Below are 16,843 nucleotides of genomic sequence, written 5' to 3'. Positions count from 1 at the left end.
GAGCTGGGCGTGGCCGCCGTCATACGGGCCTGGTATCCCGGCAGGCCCGGTCAGGAGGCGACCGGTGCCAGCCGGGCGTCGCGGCGCACCAGCGCGGCGTACTTGCCGTCCTGGTCGAGCAGTTGCTCGTGCGTTCCGCGCTCGGCTATCCGGCCGCCGTCCAGGACCACGATCTGGTCGGCGTCGCGGACGGTGGAGAGCCGGTGCGCGATGGTGATGGTGGTGCGGCCCGCCGAGAGTGCGTCGATGGCCTGCTGTACGGCGTGTTCGGTACGGGTGTCCAGCGCGCTGGTCGCCTCGTCGAGGATGAGGACGGGCGGGTCGCGCAGGATCGTGCGGGCGATGGCGAGCCGCTGCTTCTCGCCGCCGGAGAAGCGGTAGCCGCGCTCGCCGACCACCGTGTCGTAGCCGTCGGGCAGGGACGCGATGTGGTCGTGGATCTGGGCCGTGCGGGCGGCCGCCTCCAGCTCCTCCTCGGTGGCGTCGGGCTTGGCGAAGCGCAGGTTGTCGGCGACGGAGGCGTGGAAGAGGTAGGTCTCCTGGGAGACCACGCCGACCGCGCGCGCGAGGGTGTCGAAGTCCAGGTCGCGCACGTCCACGCCGTCGAGCGTGACGCGCCCGCCCGTCACGTCGTACAGCCGTGGCACCAGATAGCTGAGGGTGGACTTCCCGGAGCCGGTGGGGCCGACGACGGCGAGGCTTGCGCCGGCCGGGACGGTCACGTCGACCCCGCTGAGCGTCGGGCCGCTCTTCTCGTCGTAACTGAAGTCGACCGACTCGAAGCGGATCTCGCCGCGGGCCTTCTCCAGGCGGACCGGGTTCTCGGACTCGGTGATGTCGACCGGGAGGTCGAGGTATTCGAAGATGCGCTGGAAGAGGGCGAGCGAGGTCTGCATCTGCACTCCAGTGGAGAGCAGGCTCACCGCGGGCCGGAACAGGCCCTGCTGGAGCGAGACGAACGCGACGAGCGTGCCGATGGAGATCGTCGGGCCGCCGGCCCGCAGGGCGAGGCCCGCGGCCCAGTAGATGACGGCGGGCATGGCGGCCATGACGATGCCTATGGTCGACATCCGCCACCGCCCGGCCATGCTGGAGCGCACTTCGAGGTCGACCAGGCGCTCGGACTCGGCCGCGAAGGACTTGGTCAGCGAGTCGGCGCGGCCCATGGTGCGGCCGAGCAGGATGCCGCTGACCGACAGCGACTCGGTGACCTCGGCGGCCATCGCGGCCATCTGCTTCTGGCGCTGGGTCGTGATCTTCTTGCGCTCGCGCCCGACCTTGCGGCTGATCCAGACGAAGACCGGCAGCAGGAGCAGCGAGACGGCGGTCAGCCGCCAGTCGAGGGCCAGCATGGCGACGACGGTGGCGACGACGGCGGTGAGGTTGGAGACGAGCGAGGTGGCGGTGGAGGTGACGGTCGCCTGCATGCCGCCGATGTCGTTGGCGATGCGGGACTGGACCTCGCCGGTCCGCGTCCGGGTGAAGAAGGCGAGCGGCATCCGCTGGAGTTGGGCGTAGACACCGGTGCGCAGGTCGTGCATGACGCGCTGGCCGACGGTCGTCGAGATCAGCGTCTGCAGGACGCCGAAGACGCCGGTGACGACGGCGGTCGCGAGCATGCCGAGGGCGAGCAGGCTGAGCAGCCCGGTGCGGCCCTGCGGGATGGCGACGTCCAGGATCTCGCGCAGCAGGAACGGCGAGGCGACCGAGACGAGTGAGGACGCGGCGACCAGCAGACCGACGATCGCCAGCCGGCCGCGGTAGGGGCGGAAGAGCCGCAGGATGCGCCGCGTCTGGGCGGGCGGCTGCTCGCGGTCACGGGGCGGGGGCGTCCAGGAGGATTCCTCGGGGTGCATGGGCTCCTTCGTAGGGGTGAGACGGCAGGACGGCGCCACGGGCCCGCTCGGGCCACCGCGACGACACCACTGACAAGACTTGTGGAGCATAGCTCACTGTTACCTATACTCACAATGAACAAGGTCCTGATATTGTTCCCGTATGAGCACCACCGACGCCGACGGCGTGCTGGCCGAGCAGTTGCTCCGGCTCACCCGCAGACTGCACCGCATCCAGAAGCAGCACCTGGAGCCGGTCGGCATCACCCCCGCCCAGTCCCGGCTGCTGCGCACGGTCGCGCACTACGACAGCCCGCCCCGCATGGCCGATCTCGCCGCCCGTCTGGAGGTGGTCCCGCGCGCCGTGACCACCCTGGTCGACGGGCTGGAGGAGAGTGGCAACGTGCGCCGGGTCCCCGACCCCACCAACCGCCGTGTGGTGCGCATCGAGCTCACCGACGCCGGCCGGGCGACGCTGCGTTCGCTGCGCGGCGCGCGCCGGGGGGCGGCGGAGGAGATCCTGGCGCCCCTGACCACCGACCAGCGCGAGGTGCTCGGCGGTCTGCTGTCCGCTCTGGTCGACGGAGTGCCGGAGCGCGTCTGCTGAGGGGATCCGCCGCATGCCGCTCCTGGAGCCGAAGCCGCAAGCCCTGCGCCCCTCCGGGCGGCGCACCGCGTCCGTGGACCGCGTCCCGGGCCGGCTCGCGGGCGGCACCCCGGAGCCGCTGCGCGGCGACCTGACCGCGCTGCTCGGCGCCGCCAAAGTGCTGTGGAAGGTCTCCGACCTGGTGCGGTACGCCTCGGACGCCAGCCCGTACCGCTTCGTCCCGCAGGTCGTGGTGGTCGCCCAGGACATCGACGACATCTCGGCCGTCCTGTCGTACGCGCACGGCAAGGGCCGCGAGGTCGTCTTCCGGGCGGCCGGGACCAGTCTCAACGGCCAGGCGCAGGGCGAGGACATCCTGGTGGACGTGCGCCGCCACTGGGCCGGTGTCGAACTCCTGGACGGCGGCGCCCGCGTCCGGGTGCGGCCCGGCACCACGGTCGCGCGCGTGAACGCGGCGCTCGCCCGGCACGGCCGCGTCCTCGGCCCCGACCCGGCCAGCGCGCTCGCCTGCACGATCGGCGGGGTCGTCGCCAACAACGCCTCCGGGATGACGGCGGGCACGACCCGCAACTCGTACCGGACGGTCGCCTCGCTCACCGTCGTCCTGGCGAGCGGCACCGTGGTCGACACCGGCGACCCGCGCGCCGACCAGGACCTGGCGCACGCCGAACCCCGCCTGTGCGCGGGGCTGCTGGCGCTCAAGGCGGAGATCGAGGCGGACCCGGAGCTCGCCGCCCGGATCCGCGCCAAGTACGCGATCAAGAACACCAACGGCTACCGGCTCGACGCGTTCCTCGACGGCTCGACGCCGGTGGAGATCCTGCGCGGGCTGATGGTCGGCTCCGAGGGCACCTTCGGCTTCATCTCCGAAGTCGTCTTCGACACGCTGCCGCTGGAGCGCCACCTCAGCACGGCACTGCTCTTCTTCCCCACGCTCCCGGCCGCCGCGGCGGCGGTGCCGCCCTTCAACGAGGCCGGGGCGCGCGCCGTGGAGCTGATCGACGGCAACACCCTGCGCGCCTCGGTGAGCGTGGCGGGCGTCCCCGCGGACTGGGCCGCGCTGCCCAGGCGGACGGCCGCGCTGCTGGTGGAGTTCCGCGCGCCCGACGAGGCGGGCCGCGAGGCGTACGAGGAGGCCGCGGCCCGGGTGCTCGCCGGGCTCGACCTGGTGGCGCCGGTCGCCTCGGTGACCAACGCGTTCACCCGGGACGCGGAGGCGATCGCCGGGTACTGGAAGGCCCGCAAGGCGTTCGTGACGGCGGTCGGCGGCTCCCGCCCGGCCGGGACGACCCTGATCACCGAGGACTTCGCGGTGCCGCCGCCACGGCTCGCCGAGGCCTGCGAGGCGCTCCTCGCGCTCCAGGAGGCCCATGGCTTCGACGCGGCCGTCGCGGGCCACGCGGCCCACGGCAACCTCCACTTCCTGCTGGCGTTCGACGCGGCCGACCCGTCCGACGTCGAGCGGTACGCGGCGTTCATGGACGACTTCTGCCGCCTCACCGTGGAGCGCTTCGACGGCTCGCTGAAGGCCGAGCACGCCACCGGCCGCAACATCGCGCCCTTCCTGGAGCTGGAGTGGGGGCCAGGGGCCACCGAGCTGATGTGGCGGACCAAGCAGGTCATCGACCCGGACGGGGTGCTCGCGCCGAGGATCGTCCTCGACCGCGACCCGCGCGCCCATCTGCGCGGCCTCAAGACCATCCCGAAGGTGGAGCGGGTCGCGGACCCGTGCATCGAGTGCGGCTTCTGCGAGCCGACCTGCCCCAGCCGCGACCTGACGACCACGCCCCGCCAACGGATCGTGCTGCGGCGGGAGATGATGCGCCAGAGCAACGGCTCACCGGTCCAGGAAGCGCTGCTCGAGGCGTACGGATACGACGCCGTGGACACCTGCGCGGGCGACTCGACCTGTGCGCTCGACTGCCCGGTGGGCATCGACACCGGCGCGCTGATGAAGGGCTTCCGCCATCTGCGGCACAGCCCGCGCGAGGAGCGGGCCGTCGCCCTCACCGCCCGTAACTTCATGGCCGTCGAGGCCTCGGCCCGCCTCGCGGTGGGGGCCGCCCGCGCCATCGGGGACCGGCTCGGCGACCGTGCCCTCGCGCGCGTGACGGGCCTCGCCCGCAAGGCGGTGCGCCCCGATCTGCTGCCCGAGTGGCTGCCGGAGATCCCGGGCGCCGCCCCCGTCCTGCCCCGTACGCGACGGGTGGGCGCGAACGCGGTGTACTACCCGGCGTGCGTCAACCGGATCTTCGGGGAGCCCCAGCGCCACCGGGGCCCGTCGCTTCCGCGGGCCGTGGTGGCTCTCGCCACGCGCGCGGGGAAGCCGGTGTGGATCCCCGAGGACGTCGCCGGCACCTGCTGCGCCACCATCTGGCACTCGAAGGGGTACGAGCTGGGCAACGCCGTGATGGCCAACCGGATCGTCGAGGCCGCCTGGGGGTGGACGGCCGGCGGCACGCTTCCGCTGGTGGTCGACGCCTCCTCCTGCGCCCTGGGCATCGCGCACGAGGTGGTCCCGTATCTCAGCGCGGACAACCGGGAGTTGCACGCCGCGCTGACCGTCGTCGACTCGGTGGTGTGGGCCGCCGAGGAGCTGCTGCCGCACCTGACGGTGGTGCGCCGGGCGCGGTCGGCCGTGCTCCATCCGACCTGCTCCACGCGGCATTTGGGCGACGAGACGCAGCTGCGCGCCGTCGCCGGGGCCTGCGCGGAGGAGGTCGTGGTGCCGGACGACGCGGGGTGCTGCGCCTTCGCGGGCGACCGGGGGATGCTCCACCAGGAGCTCACCCGCGCGGCGACCGCGCGGGAGGCCGCCGAGGTGACGAGCCGTCACTTCGATACCCATCTCTCCGCGAACCGGATGTGCGAGATCGGCATGGAGCGGGCGACCGGCCACCCTTATGTCTCCGTCCTGCTGGAGCTGGAGCGGGCGACCCGGCCCGGCCCGGAGTATCTGCGGCGCACCTGACCCGTACAACTCACTGACGAACCGTCAACGACCGGTTCCGCGCCCCCGCACCGCGCCTCCCACGACCCGGGCGTATCCGGACGTACCGTGACGTGGTGCAGCGGTGTACCTCCCCGGGGCGGCCCCGAGCGTCGACAGGCCCCCTTGCGCGGCAGCAGCCCCAACAACCATGGTCCTTACCGAGGTTCGTGTAACGCCGCGCAGAAATCAGCTCCCTCTCTTTCCAGGAGACTCGATGAACGACGCAGCTCCGCAGAACCACGACATCAGCCGACGTTCCGTCCTGGGGGCCGCGGGTGCCGCGGGCGCCGGGATCGGTATCGGCGCCCTGGGCACGGGCAGCGCCTCCGCCGCCGAGCGGCCCGAGGGAGCCGGACAGGGCCCGGCCGGGGCCCAGGAGGCGCCCGCGCCGAAGCGGCAGGGCCGGACCATGATCGGGGTGCCGTTCCAGCGGCGCTCCACGGTCCGGGTGGGCCTGATCGGCCTCGGCAACCGCGGCGGGAGCATGATCGACCTCTACCTCGCCGTCCCCGGGGTGCGGGTGGTGGCCCTCTGCGACCCGGTGAAGGCCAAGGCGGAGAGCGCCGCCGCCAAGGTGACCGCGGCGGGCCAGCCCGCGCCCGCCGTCTACCTCAACGGCGACCACGACTACGAACAGCTCCTGGGGCGCGGCGACATCGACTTCGTCCACATCGCCACGCCCTGGGACACCCACTTCGACATCACCAAGGCGGCTCTGCTCCACGGCGTGCACGCGGGCGTGGAGTGCCCGGCCTCGATGCGCCTGGACCAGCTGTGGGAGCTGGTCGACCTCTCCGAGCGCACCAGACGCCACTGCATGCAGCTGGAGAACTGCTGTTACGGCAGGAACGAGATGCGGGTGCTGCGGATGGCGCACGCGGGCAAGTTCGGCGAACTGCTGCACGGCGCGGGCGCGTACATCCACGATCTGCGCGGCCTGATGTTCGACCCGAAGTACTACGAGGGGCCCTGGCGGCGCCTGTGGCACACCCGGCTGCTCGGCGACCTCTACCCCACCCACGGCTTCGGCCCGGTCGCCAACTACATGGACGTCAACCGCGGCGACCGCGTGGTGTCCATCGTCAGCGTCGGCACGCCCGCGCTCGGCCTCGCCGAGTACCGCGCGGCCCACATGCCCGAGGGCGACCCGAGCTTCAAGGAGTCGTACATCGAGAGCGACCGGGCGATCAGTCTGGTGCAGACCGCCAAGGGCCGGGTGATCCGCCTTGAGCACGACGTGTCGACGCCGCACCCCTACAGCCGGATCAACAGCCTCGGCGGCACCAAGGGTCTCTTCGAGGACTACCCGGAGCGGATCTACCTCGAGCCGGACCAGCACGACGACAACTGGGGCGACTTCTCGAAGTACGCGGAGTGGGACCACTGGCTCTGGAAGGAGCACGCCAACCCGCCCGGCGGGCACGGCGGCATGGACTACATGCTGGTGTTCCGGCTGATGCAGTGCATGCGCCTCGGGCTCGTCCCCGACTTCGACGTGTACGACGCGGCCACCTGGTCGGCGCCGGTGCCGCTGAGCCACCTCTCGCGCAAGGCGAACGGCGCGCCCCAGCACATCCCCGACTTCACCCGCGGCGAGTGGCACAAGCCCCGCCCCGGCATGGACTCCGAGAAGCCGGCGGAGGCCTGAGACCGCGGGGCCCGTGCTTGGCGGCGAGCACGGGCCCCGCACCCGCCGTCAGCAGCGCCGCAGGTCCTCGGTGAGGGTGCCCTGGGCGGTCTTGAGGCTGCGGTCGTAGCAGCCGTCGGAGCCGTACAGGCGGTAGCGCTCGGCGGAGGTGCCGGTCGCGTGGCGCTGATCGCGCGGGACGTTCAGCGTCCAGGAGGCGTCACCCCGGTAGGTGTCGTCCAGGTACGAGAACGAGGTGGCCCGGCCGCCGCGCAGGGTGGCGGTGTCCGCGAGGTCCCCGAGGGTGATCACGGTCCGCAGCCGGTTGTCCGCGCCGATGGTGGTGGTGCCGTCCATCGTGTACGTACGGTGCACGCGCGCGGTGACGGCCGGGCCGCGCCCGTCCGTGGTGACCGCGCTGTCGTCGCTCCAACTCCCCTTCAGGGCGTCGGTGTTCTCGCCCTCGGTCCAGCGGTGGACCGTGTCGGCGGTGACGCCGCGGGCGACCGTGGTGGTGACCCGGCCGTGCGAGGTGTTCAGATAGCCCGCCGTGGTCAGCCGGTGGTTCGCCTTGGCGTCGAGGCGCGGTTCGGTTCCGGGCGTATAGGTGGTGGAGTCGGCGGGCGCGCTCTCGTCGTGGCGGGTGAGCGCCCCGGTGACGACCTCGCTGCCCCGGTCCTGCCAGACCAGGACGTTGACCGGCGTCGACCAGCCGGACTGCCCCTCGGGGACCCCGGCGACGGACACCTCGACGCGGTGCGCGCGGCCGTCGTTGAGCAGCGCCGCGTACGGCGTCAGGTCGTACTCGATCGGCCGTACGTCGAAGGCGTGGGGCGCCGGGACGACGTACCAGAGGAACGGGTTGGACCAGCCGCCGGTCCACACGTTCGGGAACGGCGAGGCGATTCCGGCGAGCTGCCCGTCGACCTTGATCCGCACCTCTCGGTTGGGGCCCGCGGCCGCCTTGCAGGAGTAGGGCGCCGGGTCCGGCACCGCGAGGTACCAGAACTCCTCGCAGCCGCCGCCCGAGCCGGTCGCGTACACCTCGGCGACGATCCGCTCGGAGTTGCGCGGCGTCGTCAGCGCGGTCCCGTCCAGCGGCAGCACCTTGTCCGGTGCGGCGGCGGGCTTCACCCGGCCCTCGGCCGCGTAGAACGTCAGCGTGACCTTGACGTCGATCACGCCGGTGTACGTCTCGTCGACGACGTTGCCGATGAGCATCTCGACGGGCTGCGCGGAGCGGAAGGTGTCGCTGTAGCGGGTGACGTCCTTCTCCACGTTCCAGGCGATGCCGTCCGGCGAGGGCTCGGGGGTCGACGTCCGCAGCACCTCGACGCCACCGACGTGCAGATAGCCGAGGCGGTCGTACTGCCTGCCCTTGACGTTGCCGTCGAGCCGCAGCACCACCTTGCTCCACCGGTCGCCGCACCCCTTGGGCGGCGCGTAACTCCCCTTGTACGGCGTGAAGTCGCGGAACTGCGCCTGCGCCAGGGTCACTTGGCAGCTGCGGGCGTGCGGGACGGCGACCGGCGGCGCGGCGGTGACCGGGTCGTGCCAGTCGGTGCCGAACTCGGCGGGGGGCTCAGCCGGTTGTGCGGCCACGGCGGCCGGGCCCGTGCCGAGCAGCGCCCCGGCCGCGAGCACCACTCCGCCGATCATGGACATGATCCTCTGTGGTCTCATGGGTCAGGAGTGAAGCGTGCGCGCGCCCCGCGCGCCAGGGGCTGACCGGCGGTCTTGGCGTGTTCCGGCCGCCCGGGCGGAAAAATCAATTGCCCCGGGCCCCGCGAAAAGGCGAACCTTGCACGGTTTGAACCACTCTTCCCGAACCAGTCTCCCGAACCGCTCCTTCCGATCCTTGGGACGTCATGCAGATTCGCGATCTTCCTTATACGGATCCAGGCGAACCGGACGTCCGCTCGGGTCCCCGCTTCCTGCTGTGGCTGGGCATGGCCCAGCTCGGCGGACAGCTCAAATCGCTGGCCTGGGGCCTGCTGCACCAGTGCGGCCTCGCCGGGCTGCCGCTCGGCGTGGGCGTCGCCGTCCAGGCCGTGATCGACCGCTCCGGGACGCGGCTCGCACTCGCGGGCGGCCTCATCGCGCTGCTGGGCGCGGCCATCGCCCTCGGCGAAACCATGCTGCACCGCACCGCGGTGACCAACTGGATCACGGCCGCCGCGCGCGTGCAGCAACTGCTCGCGCGCAAGACCGCCGAGCTCGGCTCGGCGCTGACGCGCCGGGTCGCGGCGGGCGAGGTCGTCGCGGTCTCCACCGGTGACGTCGAGAAGATCGGCTGGTTCGTGGAGGCGCTGTCGCGGTTCGCGGCGGCGGCCGCCACACTGGTGATCATCTGCGTCGGTCTGGTGCTGTACCAGCCGGCGCTCGGCGTCGTGGTCGCCATCGGCGTTCCCGTACTGGCCCTGGCCGTCCTGCCGTTGCTGCCGCCCGCCACCCGGCGGGCCGACACCCAGCGCGAGAAGGCGGGCCGGGCGACCGAGCTGGCCTCGGACACGGTGGCCGGGCTGCGGGTGCTGCGCGGCATCGGCGGTGAGGAGCTCTTCCTCGGCCGCTACCGCGAGGCCTCCCAGGAGGTCCGCAGGGCCGCCGTGCGCAGCGCGCGCATGTGGTCGCTGATCTCGGCCGTCCAGGTGCTGCTGCCGGGGCTCCTGCTGATCGCGGTGGTCTGGTACGGGGCGACGCTGGCCCGCGACGGCAGGATCCAGGTCGGTGAACTGGTCACCGTCTACAGCGCGGTGACGCTGATGCTGTACCCGCTGCGCCACTTCGAGGAGATCGCCATGGCGTACTCCTTCTCCCGGCCCTCCGCCAAGCGCACCGCCCGCGTGCTGGCGCTTCAGCGGGCCACGGACCCGTCCGGGACGGACACGGGGGTGCCGTCCCGGACGCCGTCGGCACAGCCGCCGGCAGAGCCCTCCCGGCTCGCCGCCGAGGGGCTGTCCGGCGACCTGTACGACCCGGCGACCGGGCTGCTCGCGCCCGAGGGCCGGTTCACGGCCGTCGTGTGCGGCGACCCGGACGCGGCCGGACGGCTCGCCGAACGCCTGGGCGGGCACGCCGCCGAGGCCGACGACCTGCCGTCCGCCCTGCTCGGCGGGGTCGCGCTCGACGGGCTGCCGCTGCACGCGGCACGGACCGCCGTCCTGGTCCAGGACAAGGACCCGGTGCTGCTCTCCGGCACGCTCCACGAGCTCCTGGACGTGCCCTCGTCCGGGAGGGTCGCGCCCGGCGAGGCGCTGGCGGCGGCGCACTGCGACGACGTGCTCGCCGCGCTGGCCCAGGCGTCGGTGGACGCCGACGGCGACCCGATGCGCACCCGGATCACCGAGCGCGGCCGGTCGCTCTCCGGCGGCCAGCGCCAACGCCTCGCCCTGGCCCGGTCGTTGGTGACCGACCCGGAGGTGCTCGTCCTGGACGAGCCGACCTCGGCGGTCGACTCGCACACCGAGTCCCGGGTCGCGGGCGGCATCAAGCGGCTGCGCGCGGGCCGTACGACGGTCGTGTTCTCATCGTCGCCGCTGCTGCTCGACCTGGCGGACCGGGTCGTCCTCGTGCACGACGGCGAGGTCGTCTCGGTCGGGGTGCACCGCGAACTGCTGCACACCGACACCCGCTACCGGGCGGTGGTCACCCGCGAGACGGACGACGAGACGAAAGCACTGGAGAAGTGGGAGGAGACGGCATGATCGGCGTGGCACCACCCGAGTACGACCCGGCGGCCCCGCAGTCGGCCACCACCCTGCCCGTCGGCACCCCGGCGACCGTCCGGGCGTACGTGACCGAGCTGATGCGGCGTCACCGCAAGGCCTTCACGCTGCTCGTCGGCGTCAACGCCGTCGCCGTGATCGCCTCGATGGTCGGCCCGTACCTGCTCGGCGGCCTCGTCGAGGACCTGTCGAACGACGCGCGTGACCTCCATCTGGGGCGCACGGTCGCGCTGTTCGCGGTCGCGCTGATCGTGCAGGCCGTGTTCGTGCGGCTCGTACGGCTGCGCGGCGGGATGCTCGGCGAGGAGATGCTGGCCGATCTGCGCGAGGACTTCCTGGTGCGGTCGGTGGGGCTGCCGCCGGGCGTGCTGGAGCGCGCGGGCACCGGCGATCTGCTCTCCCGGATCACCACGGACATCGACCGGCTGTCCAACGCGATGCGCGAGGCCGTGCCGCAGCTGGCCATCGGCCTGGTGTGGGCGCTGCTGCTCGTCGGCGCGCTCGGCGTCACCGCGCCGGCGCTGGCGCTCGCGGTGCTGCTCGCGGTGCCGCTCCTGGTCGCCGGGTGCCGCTGGTACTTCAAGCGGGCGCCCTCGGCGTACCGCTCGGAGACGGCCGGGTACGCGGCGGTCGCGGCCGTGCTCGCCGAGACCGTGGACGCGGGCCGGACCGTCGAGGCGCACCGCCTGGGCGAGCGCCGGATCGCGCTGTCCGAGCAGCGCATCACCGAGTGGACGGCCTGGGAGCGGTACACGCTGTGGCTGCGGTCGGTGCTCTTCCCGGTCATCAGCGTCACACATATGACGATCATGCTCGCGGTGCTGATGATCGGCGGCACGTTCGTCCTCCACGACTGGCTCACGGTCGGGCAGCTGACGACGGGCGCGCTGCTGGCCCAGATGCTCGTCGAGCCGGTCGGGCTCATCCTGCGCTGGTACGACGAGCTCCAGGAGGCCCAGGTCTCGCTGGGCCGGCTCGTGGGCGTGCGGGACATCGAGCCTGACGCGGGCGACACCGAGGTGCGCCCGGAGGGCCGGGACGTCGAGGCGGACGAGGTGCGCTTCGGCTACCGCGAGGGTGTGGACGTACTGCACCAGGTGTCCCTGTCGGTGGCGCCGGGCACCCGGCTGGCGCTGGTGGGCCCGTCCGGCGCGGGCAAGTCCACGCTCGGGCGGCTGCTCGCGGGCATCTACGCCCCGCGCGAGGGCCGGGTCACGCTCGGCGCGGCCGAGCTGTCGCGGATGCCCGCCGAGCGGCTGCGCGAGCACGTGGCGCTGGTCAACCAGGAGCACCACGTGTTCGTGGGCTCTCTGCGGGACAACCTGCTGCTGGCCCGGCAGGGCGCTTCGGACGCCGAGCTGTGGGCGGCGCTGGGCGCGGTCGGCGCGGACGGCTGGGCGCGGGCGTTCGACGAGGGGCTCGACACCGAGGTCGGCTCGGGCGGGCTCTCGCTCACCCCGGCCCAGGCCCAGCAGATCGCGCTGGCCCGGCTGGTCCTCGCGGACCCGCACACGCTGGTCCTGGACGAGGCGACCTCGCTCCTCGACCCGCGCGCGGCGCGCCACCTGGAGCGCTCGCTGGCCCGGGTGCTGGACGGCCGTACGGTCGTGGCGATCGCGCACCGGCTGCACACCGCGCACGACGCGGACGTGATCGCGGTGGTCGAGGACGGCCGCATCAGCGAGCTGGGCAGCCATGACGCGCTGGTCGAGGCGGACGGGGCGTACGCGGCGCTGTGGCGGTCCTGGCACGGGTGAGGCTCTGTCGAGGGTGACGGTCAGTCCGGGGACGGGGGCGGGGCCCCCGGACCGGCCTCCCCCCGGGGCAGCCACTTCTCGATCATGATCAGCAGCGCGTCGGTGTCGACCGGCTTGGTCAGATACGCCGAGGCGCCCGCCTCGATGCTGCGCTCGCGGTCGCCCGCCATCGCCTTGGCGGTGAGGGCGATGACCGGCAACGCCTCGTAGCCCGGCATCCGCCGGATCCACGCCATCGTCTCGTTGCCGTCCATCCCGGGCATCATCACGTCCATCAGGACGAGCGCGATCCCGGCGTCGCGTTCCAGCAGTTCGATCGCCTCCTGGCCGCTCTCCGCGTACCAGACGGTCAGCCCGTTCTGTTCGAGGACCAAGGTCAGGGCGAAGACGTTGCGTACGTCGTCGTCGACGACCAGGATGCGCTCGCCCTCGAACCTGCCGGTGAACGACGGGAGCAGGGCAGGAGTCTCTTCCGGCGGCGGCTCGAAGTCGTCCAGTGGCCCGGCCACCACCGGCCCCCTGGGCAGGTCGAGGGTGAACGTCGAGCCCCGGCCGACCTCGCTCTCGCAGCGGATCTCACCACCGAGCAGCCCGGCGATCTCGCGGCTGATGGACAGACCGAGCCCCGCACCGCCGCCGCAGGTCTCGTCCTCGCCGATCTCGAACACGGCCAGCACATCACTGCCGCGCTCCAGCGGCATCGTCAGAATCTGCCCCATGCGGTCGCCCCGCCGCCCTCGCTGCCGTACGAGCGCGGCGCATCCCTCCCGGAACGCGGGAGCCGCCGCGATGACGGGTCCCATCGTCGGCCACGGCGGGCCGCGGGCGCAGGCGGTTCGGCCAAACCCACCCTCCGCGGGAGGCTCAGATGAAGTTGAGCGCCCCCGCCGCCCCGGCCCCGCCGAGCACCATGAACGCGGGCATCAGCACCTTCAGCTCGACCCAGCTCCCGGCCCGGAACCGCATCGCCTTGGGCGGGCCCACCGGGTACCAGCGCTTGCGGCCCAGCGGGATCGGCCACAGGATCGGGCAGCCGGAGACTGTCAGCGCGTCCCCGATGTCGTGGACCAGGGCGCCGAGCACGATCGGCAGGCCCAGCCACAGGTACTCCTGCCCGGAGCCGGCGAAGAGCCAGTCCGAGCCGTTGCCCGGCTTGTCCAGGACCCCGGCCATGATCCAGGCGCCGGCCGCGCCCAGCAGCCACACCAGGACGTCGCTGGACATCCGGGCGGCCCGCCACAGCAGGCCCTCCACGGCGAGCACGACATGGACGAAGAGGATGCCGAGCACCGCCCAGCGGCCGCCGAACACGGCCGCGGCCGAGGCGCCCGCCCCGATCAGGACGGCCCACAGCCAGGTGTGGGTGAGCGTGCGGTGGCCGCCGTTGCGGCGCGGGTCGCCGGGGCCCCGGGTCGCCTTGTAGACGGCGTGCGAGAGGTCGTCGACGATGCCGCACAGGATCCGGGAGACCGGTCCGAAGGCGCGCGAGATGGTCGCGGACTTGTGGTCGAGGTCGGGCGCGAGCGCCGCCCCGGCGCTGATCAGGGCGCCGACGACGAGCACCGGCCAGGGCATGGCGTGCCCCGCGGCCGCGGCCGCGGCCCCCACCCCCAGCCAGGCAGCCGCTCCTGACAGAGAGTGCGCAGGTCCCATCATGACCGTGCCCCGCCCCATTTCCTGTTGTCCTGTGGCCCAGTTGACGACGCAGCCTATCGCTCATGATCTTGTCGCCCTCCTCCGGTTCCCGGTCCGGGGGTGAAGCCAGGCAAGATGGGGGCGTGACCCTTATCGATCAGCTGCCGCCGAGTGCCGACCCCGATGCCCTTTTCGAGGCCTTCTCCACCTGGGCCGAGGAGCGGGGCATTTCCCTGTACCCGGCCCAGGAGGAGGCGCTGATCGAGGTGGTGTCGGGCGCGAACGTGATCCTCTCCACCCCGACCGGCTCCGGAAAGAGCCTGGTGGCGGCGGGTGCGCACTTCGCGGCGCTGGCCCGGGACGAGGTCACGTTCTACACCGCGCCGATCAAGGCGCTGGTCTCGGAGAAGTTCTTCGACCTCTGCAAGCTCTTCGGCACCGAGAACGTCGGCATGCTGACCGGCGACGCGTCCGTGAACGCCGACGCCCCGGTCATCTGCTGCACCGCCGAGGTCCTCGCCTCCATCGCGCTGCGCGACGGCAAGCACGCCGACATCGGCCAGGTCGTGATGGACGAGTTCCACTTCTACGCCGAGGCGGACCGCGGCTGGGCCTGGCAGATCCCGATCCTGGAACTGCCCCAGGCGCAGTTCGTCCTGATGTCGGCCACCCTCGGCGACGTCTCGATGTTCGAGAAGGACCTGACCCGGCGCACCGGCCGGGAGACCGCGGTGGTCCGCTCGGCGACCCGCCCGGTGCCGCTCTCGTACGAGTACGTCACCACGCCCATCACGGAGACGCTGACCGAGCTCCTGGAGACCAGGCAGTCGCCGGTCTACATCGTGCACTTCACCCAGGCGCAGGCGGTCGAGCGGGCGCAGTCGCTGATGAGCATCAACATGTGCTCGCGCGAGGAGAAGGACGCGATCGCGGAGCTGATCGGCAACTTCCGCTTCACCACCAAGTTCGGCCAGAACCTCTCCCGTTACGTGCGCCACGGCATCGGTGTGCACCACGCGGGCATGCTGCCCAAGTACCGCCGCCTGGTGGAGAAGCTGGCGCAGGCGGGCCTGCTGAAGGTGATCTGCGGTACGGACACACTGGGCGTCGGCGTCAACGTACCGATCCGCACCGTGCTGTTCACCGCGCTCACCAAGTACGACGGCAACCGGGTCCGCACCCTGCGCGCCCGCGAGTTCCACCAGATCGCGGGCCGGGCCGGGCGGGCCGGGTTCGACACCGCCGGGTTCGTGGTCGCCCAGGCGCCCGAGCACGTCATCGAGAACGAGAAGGCGCTCGCCAAGGCGGGCGACGACCCCAAGAAGCGCCGCAAGGTGGTCCGCAAGAAGGCCCCCGAGGGCTTCGTCGCCTGGTCGGACTCCACCTTCGAGAAGCTGATCGCCGCCGAGCCCGAGCCGCTGACCTCGCGCTTCCGCGTCACCAACATCATGCTGCTCTCGGTGATCGCCCGGCCGGGCAACGCCTTCGAGGCGATGCGCCGCCTCCTGGAGGACAACCACGAGCCGCGCAAGGCGCAGCTGCGGCACATCCGCCGCGCCATCGCCATCTACCGCTCGCTGCTCGACGGCGGTGTGGTGGAGCAGCTGGACAAGCCCGACGCCGAGGGCCGCACCATCCGGCTCACCGTCGACCTCCAGCAGGACTTCGCCCTCAACCAGCCGCTGTCCACGTTCGCGCTCGCGGCCTTCGACCTGCTGGACCCCGAGTCGCCCTCGTACGCGCTGGACATGGTCTCGGTCGTCGAGTCCACGCTGGACGACCCGCGCCAGATCCTCGCCGCCATGCAGAACAAGGCGCGCGGCGAGGCCGTCGGGCAGATGAAGGCGGACGGCGTCGAGTACGAGGAGCGCATGGAGCGGCTCCAGGACATCTCGTACCCGAAGCCGCTGGAAGAGCTGCTGTGGCACGCGTACAACGTCTACAAGAAGTCGCACCCGTGGGTCGGCGACCACCCGGTGTCGCCGAAGTCCGTCATCCGTGACATGTACGAACGGGCGCTCACCTTCACGGAGTTCACCTCCTGGTACGAGCTGGCGCGCACCGAGGGCATCGTGCTGCGCTATCTGGCCGGCGCGTACAAGGCGCTCGACCACACCATCCCGGACGATCTGAAGACCGAGGACCTGGAGGACCTGATCGCCTGGCTCGGCGAGATGGTGCGCCAGGTCGACTCCAGCCTCCTCGACGAGTGGGAGCAGCTCGCCAATCCGGAGATCGAGACGGCGGAGCAGGCGCAGGAGAAGGCCGACGAGGTCAAGCCGGTCACCGCGAACGCCCGAGCCTTCCGCGTCCTGGTGCGCAACGCGATGTTCCGCCGGGTGGAGCTGGCCGCGCTCGACAACGTGGACGAGCTGGGCACGATGGACGCCGAGTCGGGCTGGGACGCGGACGCCTGGGGCGAGGCGATGGACAAGTACTGGGACGAGTACGAGGACCTGGGCACCGGTCCGGACGCGCGCGGCCCCAAGCTGCTGTCGATCGAGGAGGACCCGGCGCACGGGCTGTGGCGCGTCCGGCAGACCTTCGCCGACCCGAACGGCGACCATGGCTGGGGCATCAGCGCGGAGGTCGATCTTGCGGCCTCCGACGAAGAGGGCCGCGCGGTGGTGCGCGTCACCGACGTCGGCGAACTCTGACTCCGAGA

At 72.3% G+C, this 16,843-nt stretch carries 10 protein-coding genes; 6 read left to right on the top strand and 4 right to left on the bottom strand.

Annotated features, from left to right (window positions below):
• Positions 1–50 precede the first annotated feature (50 nt).
• On the bottom strand, positions 51–1,856 hold the full coding sequence (locus AB0G17_RS16050; protein ID WP_361381861.1) for an ABC transporter ATP-binding protein: 1,806 nt from the start codon (positions 1,854–1,856) through the stop codon (positions 51–53).
• 142 nt (positions 1,857–1,998) lie between these two features.
• Here AB0G17_RS16050 and AB0G17_RS16045 point away from each other — a divergent pair, with 142 nt between their 5' ends.
• From AB0G17_RS16045 to AB0G17_RS16035, 3 genes are all read left to right on the top strand, one after another.
• A complete protein-coding gene (locus AB0G17_RS16045; RefSeq protein ID WP_361381858.1) occupies positions 1,999–2,442 on the top strand; it encodes a MarR family transcriptional regulator in 444 nt (147 codons plus the stop codon).
• A 13-nt stretch (positions 2,443–2,455) separates the two neighbouring features.
• Positions 2,456–5,413: an FAD-binding and (Fe-S)-binding domain-containing protein gene (locus tag AB0G17_RS16040; protein WP_361381855.1), complete on the top strand. Its 2,958-nt coding sequence runs from the start codon at positions 2,456–2,458 to the stop codon at positions 5,411–5,413.
• A 235-nt stretch (positions 5,414–5,648) separates the two neighbouring features.
• Complete coding sequence (locus AB0G17_RS16035; RefSeq protein WP_361381852.1) at positions 5,649–7,082, top strand: Gfo/Idh/MocA family oxidoreductase; 1,434 nt, start codon at positions 5,649–5,651, stop codon at positions 7,080–7,082.
• A 48-nt stretch (positions 7,083–7,130) separates the two neighbouring features.
• Here the strand turns inward: AB0G17_RS16035 and AB0G17_RS16030 are convergent, their stop codons facing one another.
• Complete coding sequence (locus AB0G17_RS16030) at positions 7,131–8,744, bottom strand: peptide-N4-asparagine amidase (RefSeq protein WP_361381849.1); 1,614 nt, start codon at positions 8,742–8,744, stop codon at positions 7,131–7,133.
• A 185-nt stretch (positions 8,745–8,929) separates the two neighbouring features.
• On the opposite strand from AB0G17_RS16030, the gene AB0G17_RS16025 reads away from it, so the two are divergent.
• Positions 8,930–10,765: an ABC transporter ATP-binding protein gene (locus tag AB0G17_RS16025; RefSeq protein WP_361381846.1), complete on the top strand. Its 1,836-nt coding sequence runs from the start codon at positions 8,930–8,932 to the stop codon at positions 10,763–10,765.
• Complete coding sequence (locus AB0G17_RS16020; protein ID WP_361381843.1) at positions 10,762–12,543, top strand: ABC transporter ATP-binding protein; 1,782 nt, start codon at positions 10,762–10,764, stop codon at positions 12,541–12,543. Before AB0G17_RS16025 ends, AB0G17_RS16020 begins: the two co-directional genes overlap by 4 nt.
• Before the next feature lie 20 nt (positions 12,544–12,563).
• Here the strand turns inward: AB0G17_RS16020 and AB0G17_RS16015 are convergent, their stop codons facing one another.
• Together AB0G17_RS16015 and AB0G17_RS16010 are read right to left on the bottom strand one after the other, a co-directional pair.
• A complete protein-coding gene (locus tag AB0G17_RS16015) occupies positions 12,564–13,244 on the bottom strand; it encodes a response regulator (RefSeq protein ID WP_361382366.1) in 681 nt (226 codons plus the stop codon).
• 163 nt (positions 13,245–13,407) lie between these two features.
• Positions 13,408–14,199 carry a metal-dependent hydrolase gene (locus tag AB0G17_RS16010; RefSeq protein ID WP_361381840.1) on the bottom strand — a complete coding sequence of 264 codons (792 nt, stop codon included), beginning with the start codon at positions 14,197–14,199 and terminating at the stop codon, positions 13,408–13,410.
• A gap of 62 nt (positions 14,200–14,261) precedes the next feature.
• On the opposite strand from AB0G17_RS16010, the gene AB0G17_RS16005 reads away from it, so the two are divergent.
• Entirely contained in the window at positions 14,262–16,835 is a 2,574-nt protein-coding gene (locus AB0G17_RS16005; protein ID WP_361381837.1) for a DUF3516 domain-containing protein, read from the top strand.
• Positions 16,836–16,843 lie beyond the last annotated feature (8 nt).

It is taken from the genome of Streptomyces sp. NPDC023838, assembly GCF_040639555.1.
GTDB lineage: Bacteria > Actinomycetota > Actinomycetes > Streptomycetales > Streptomycetaceae > Streptomyces.
Note: the sequence above shows the minus strand (reverse complement) of the source record. Positions and strands in the feature narration are given on the sequence as shown.

Bases quoted from the DNA above. Each gene is read 5' to 3' on its own strand.
- AB0G17_RS16045 (WP_361381858.1), top strand. From the start codon at position 1,999: ATGAGCACCACCGACGCCGACGGCGTGCTGGCCGAGCAGTTGCTCCGG.
- AB0G17_RS16020 (WP_361381843.1), top strand. From the start codon at position 10,762: ATGATCGGCGTGGCACCACCCGAGTACGACCCGGCGGCCCCGCAGTCG.
- AB0G17_RS16015 (WP_361382366.1), bottom strand. From the start codon at position 13,244: ATGCCGCTGGAGCGCGGCAGTGATGTGCTGGCCGTGTTCGAGATCGGC.
- AB0G17_RS16040 (WP_361381855.1), top strand. From the start codon at position 2,456: ATGCCGCTCCTGGAGCCGAAGCCGCAAGCCCTGCGCCCCTCCGGGCGG.
- AB0G17_RS16025 (WP_361381846.1), top strand. From the start codon at position 8,930: ATGCAGATTCGCGATCTTCCTTATACGGATCCAGGCGAACCGGACGTC.
- AB0G17_RS16035 (WP_361381852.1), top strand. From the start codon at position 5,649: ATGAACGACGCAGCTCCGCAGAACCACGACATCAGCCGACGTTCCGTC.
- AB0G17_RS16050 (WP_361381861.1), bottom strand. From the start codon at position 1,856: ATGCACCCCGAGGAATCCTCCTGGACGCCCCCGCCCCGTGACCGCGAG.
- AB0G17_RS16005 (WP_361381837.1), top strand. From the start codon at position 14,262: ATGATCTTGTCGCCCTCCTCCGGTTCCCGGTCCGGGGGTGAAGCCAGG.
- AB0G17_RS16030 (WP_361381849.1), bottom strand. From the start codon at position 8,744: ATGAGACCACAGAGGATCATGTCCATGATCGGCGGAGTGGTGCTCGCG.
- AB0G17_RS16010 (WP_361381840.1), bottom strand. From the start codon at position 14,199: ATGATGGGACCTGCGCACTCTCTGTCAGGAGCGGCTGCCTGGCTGGGG.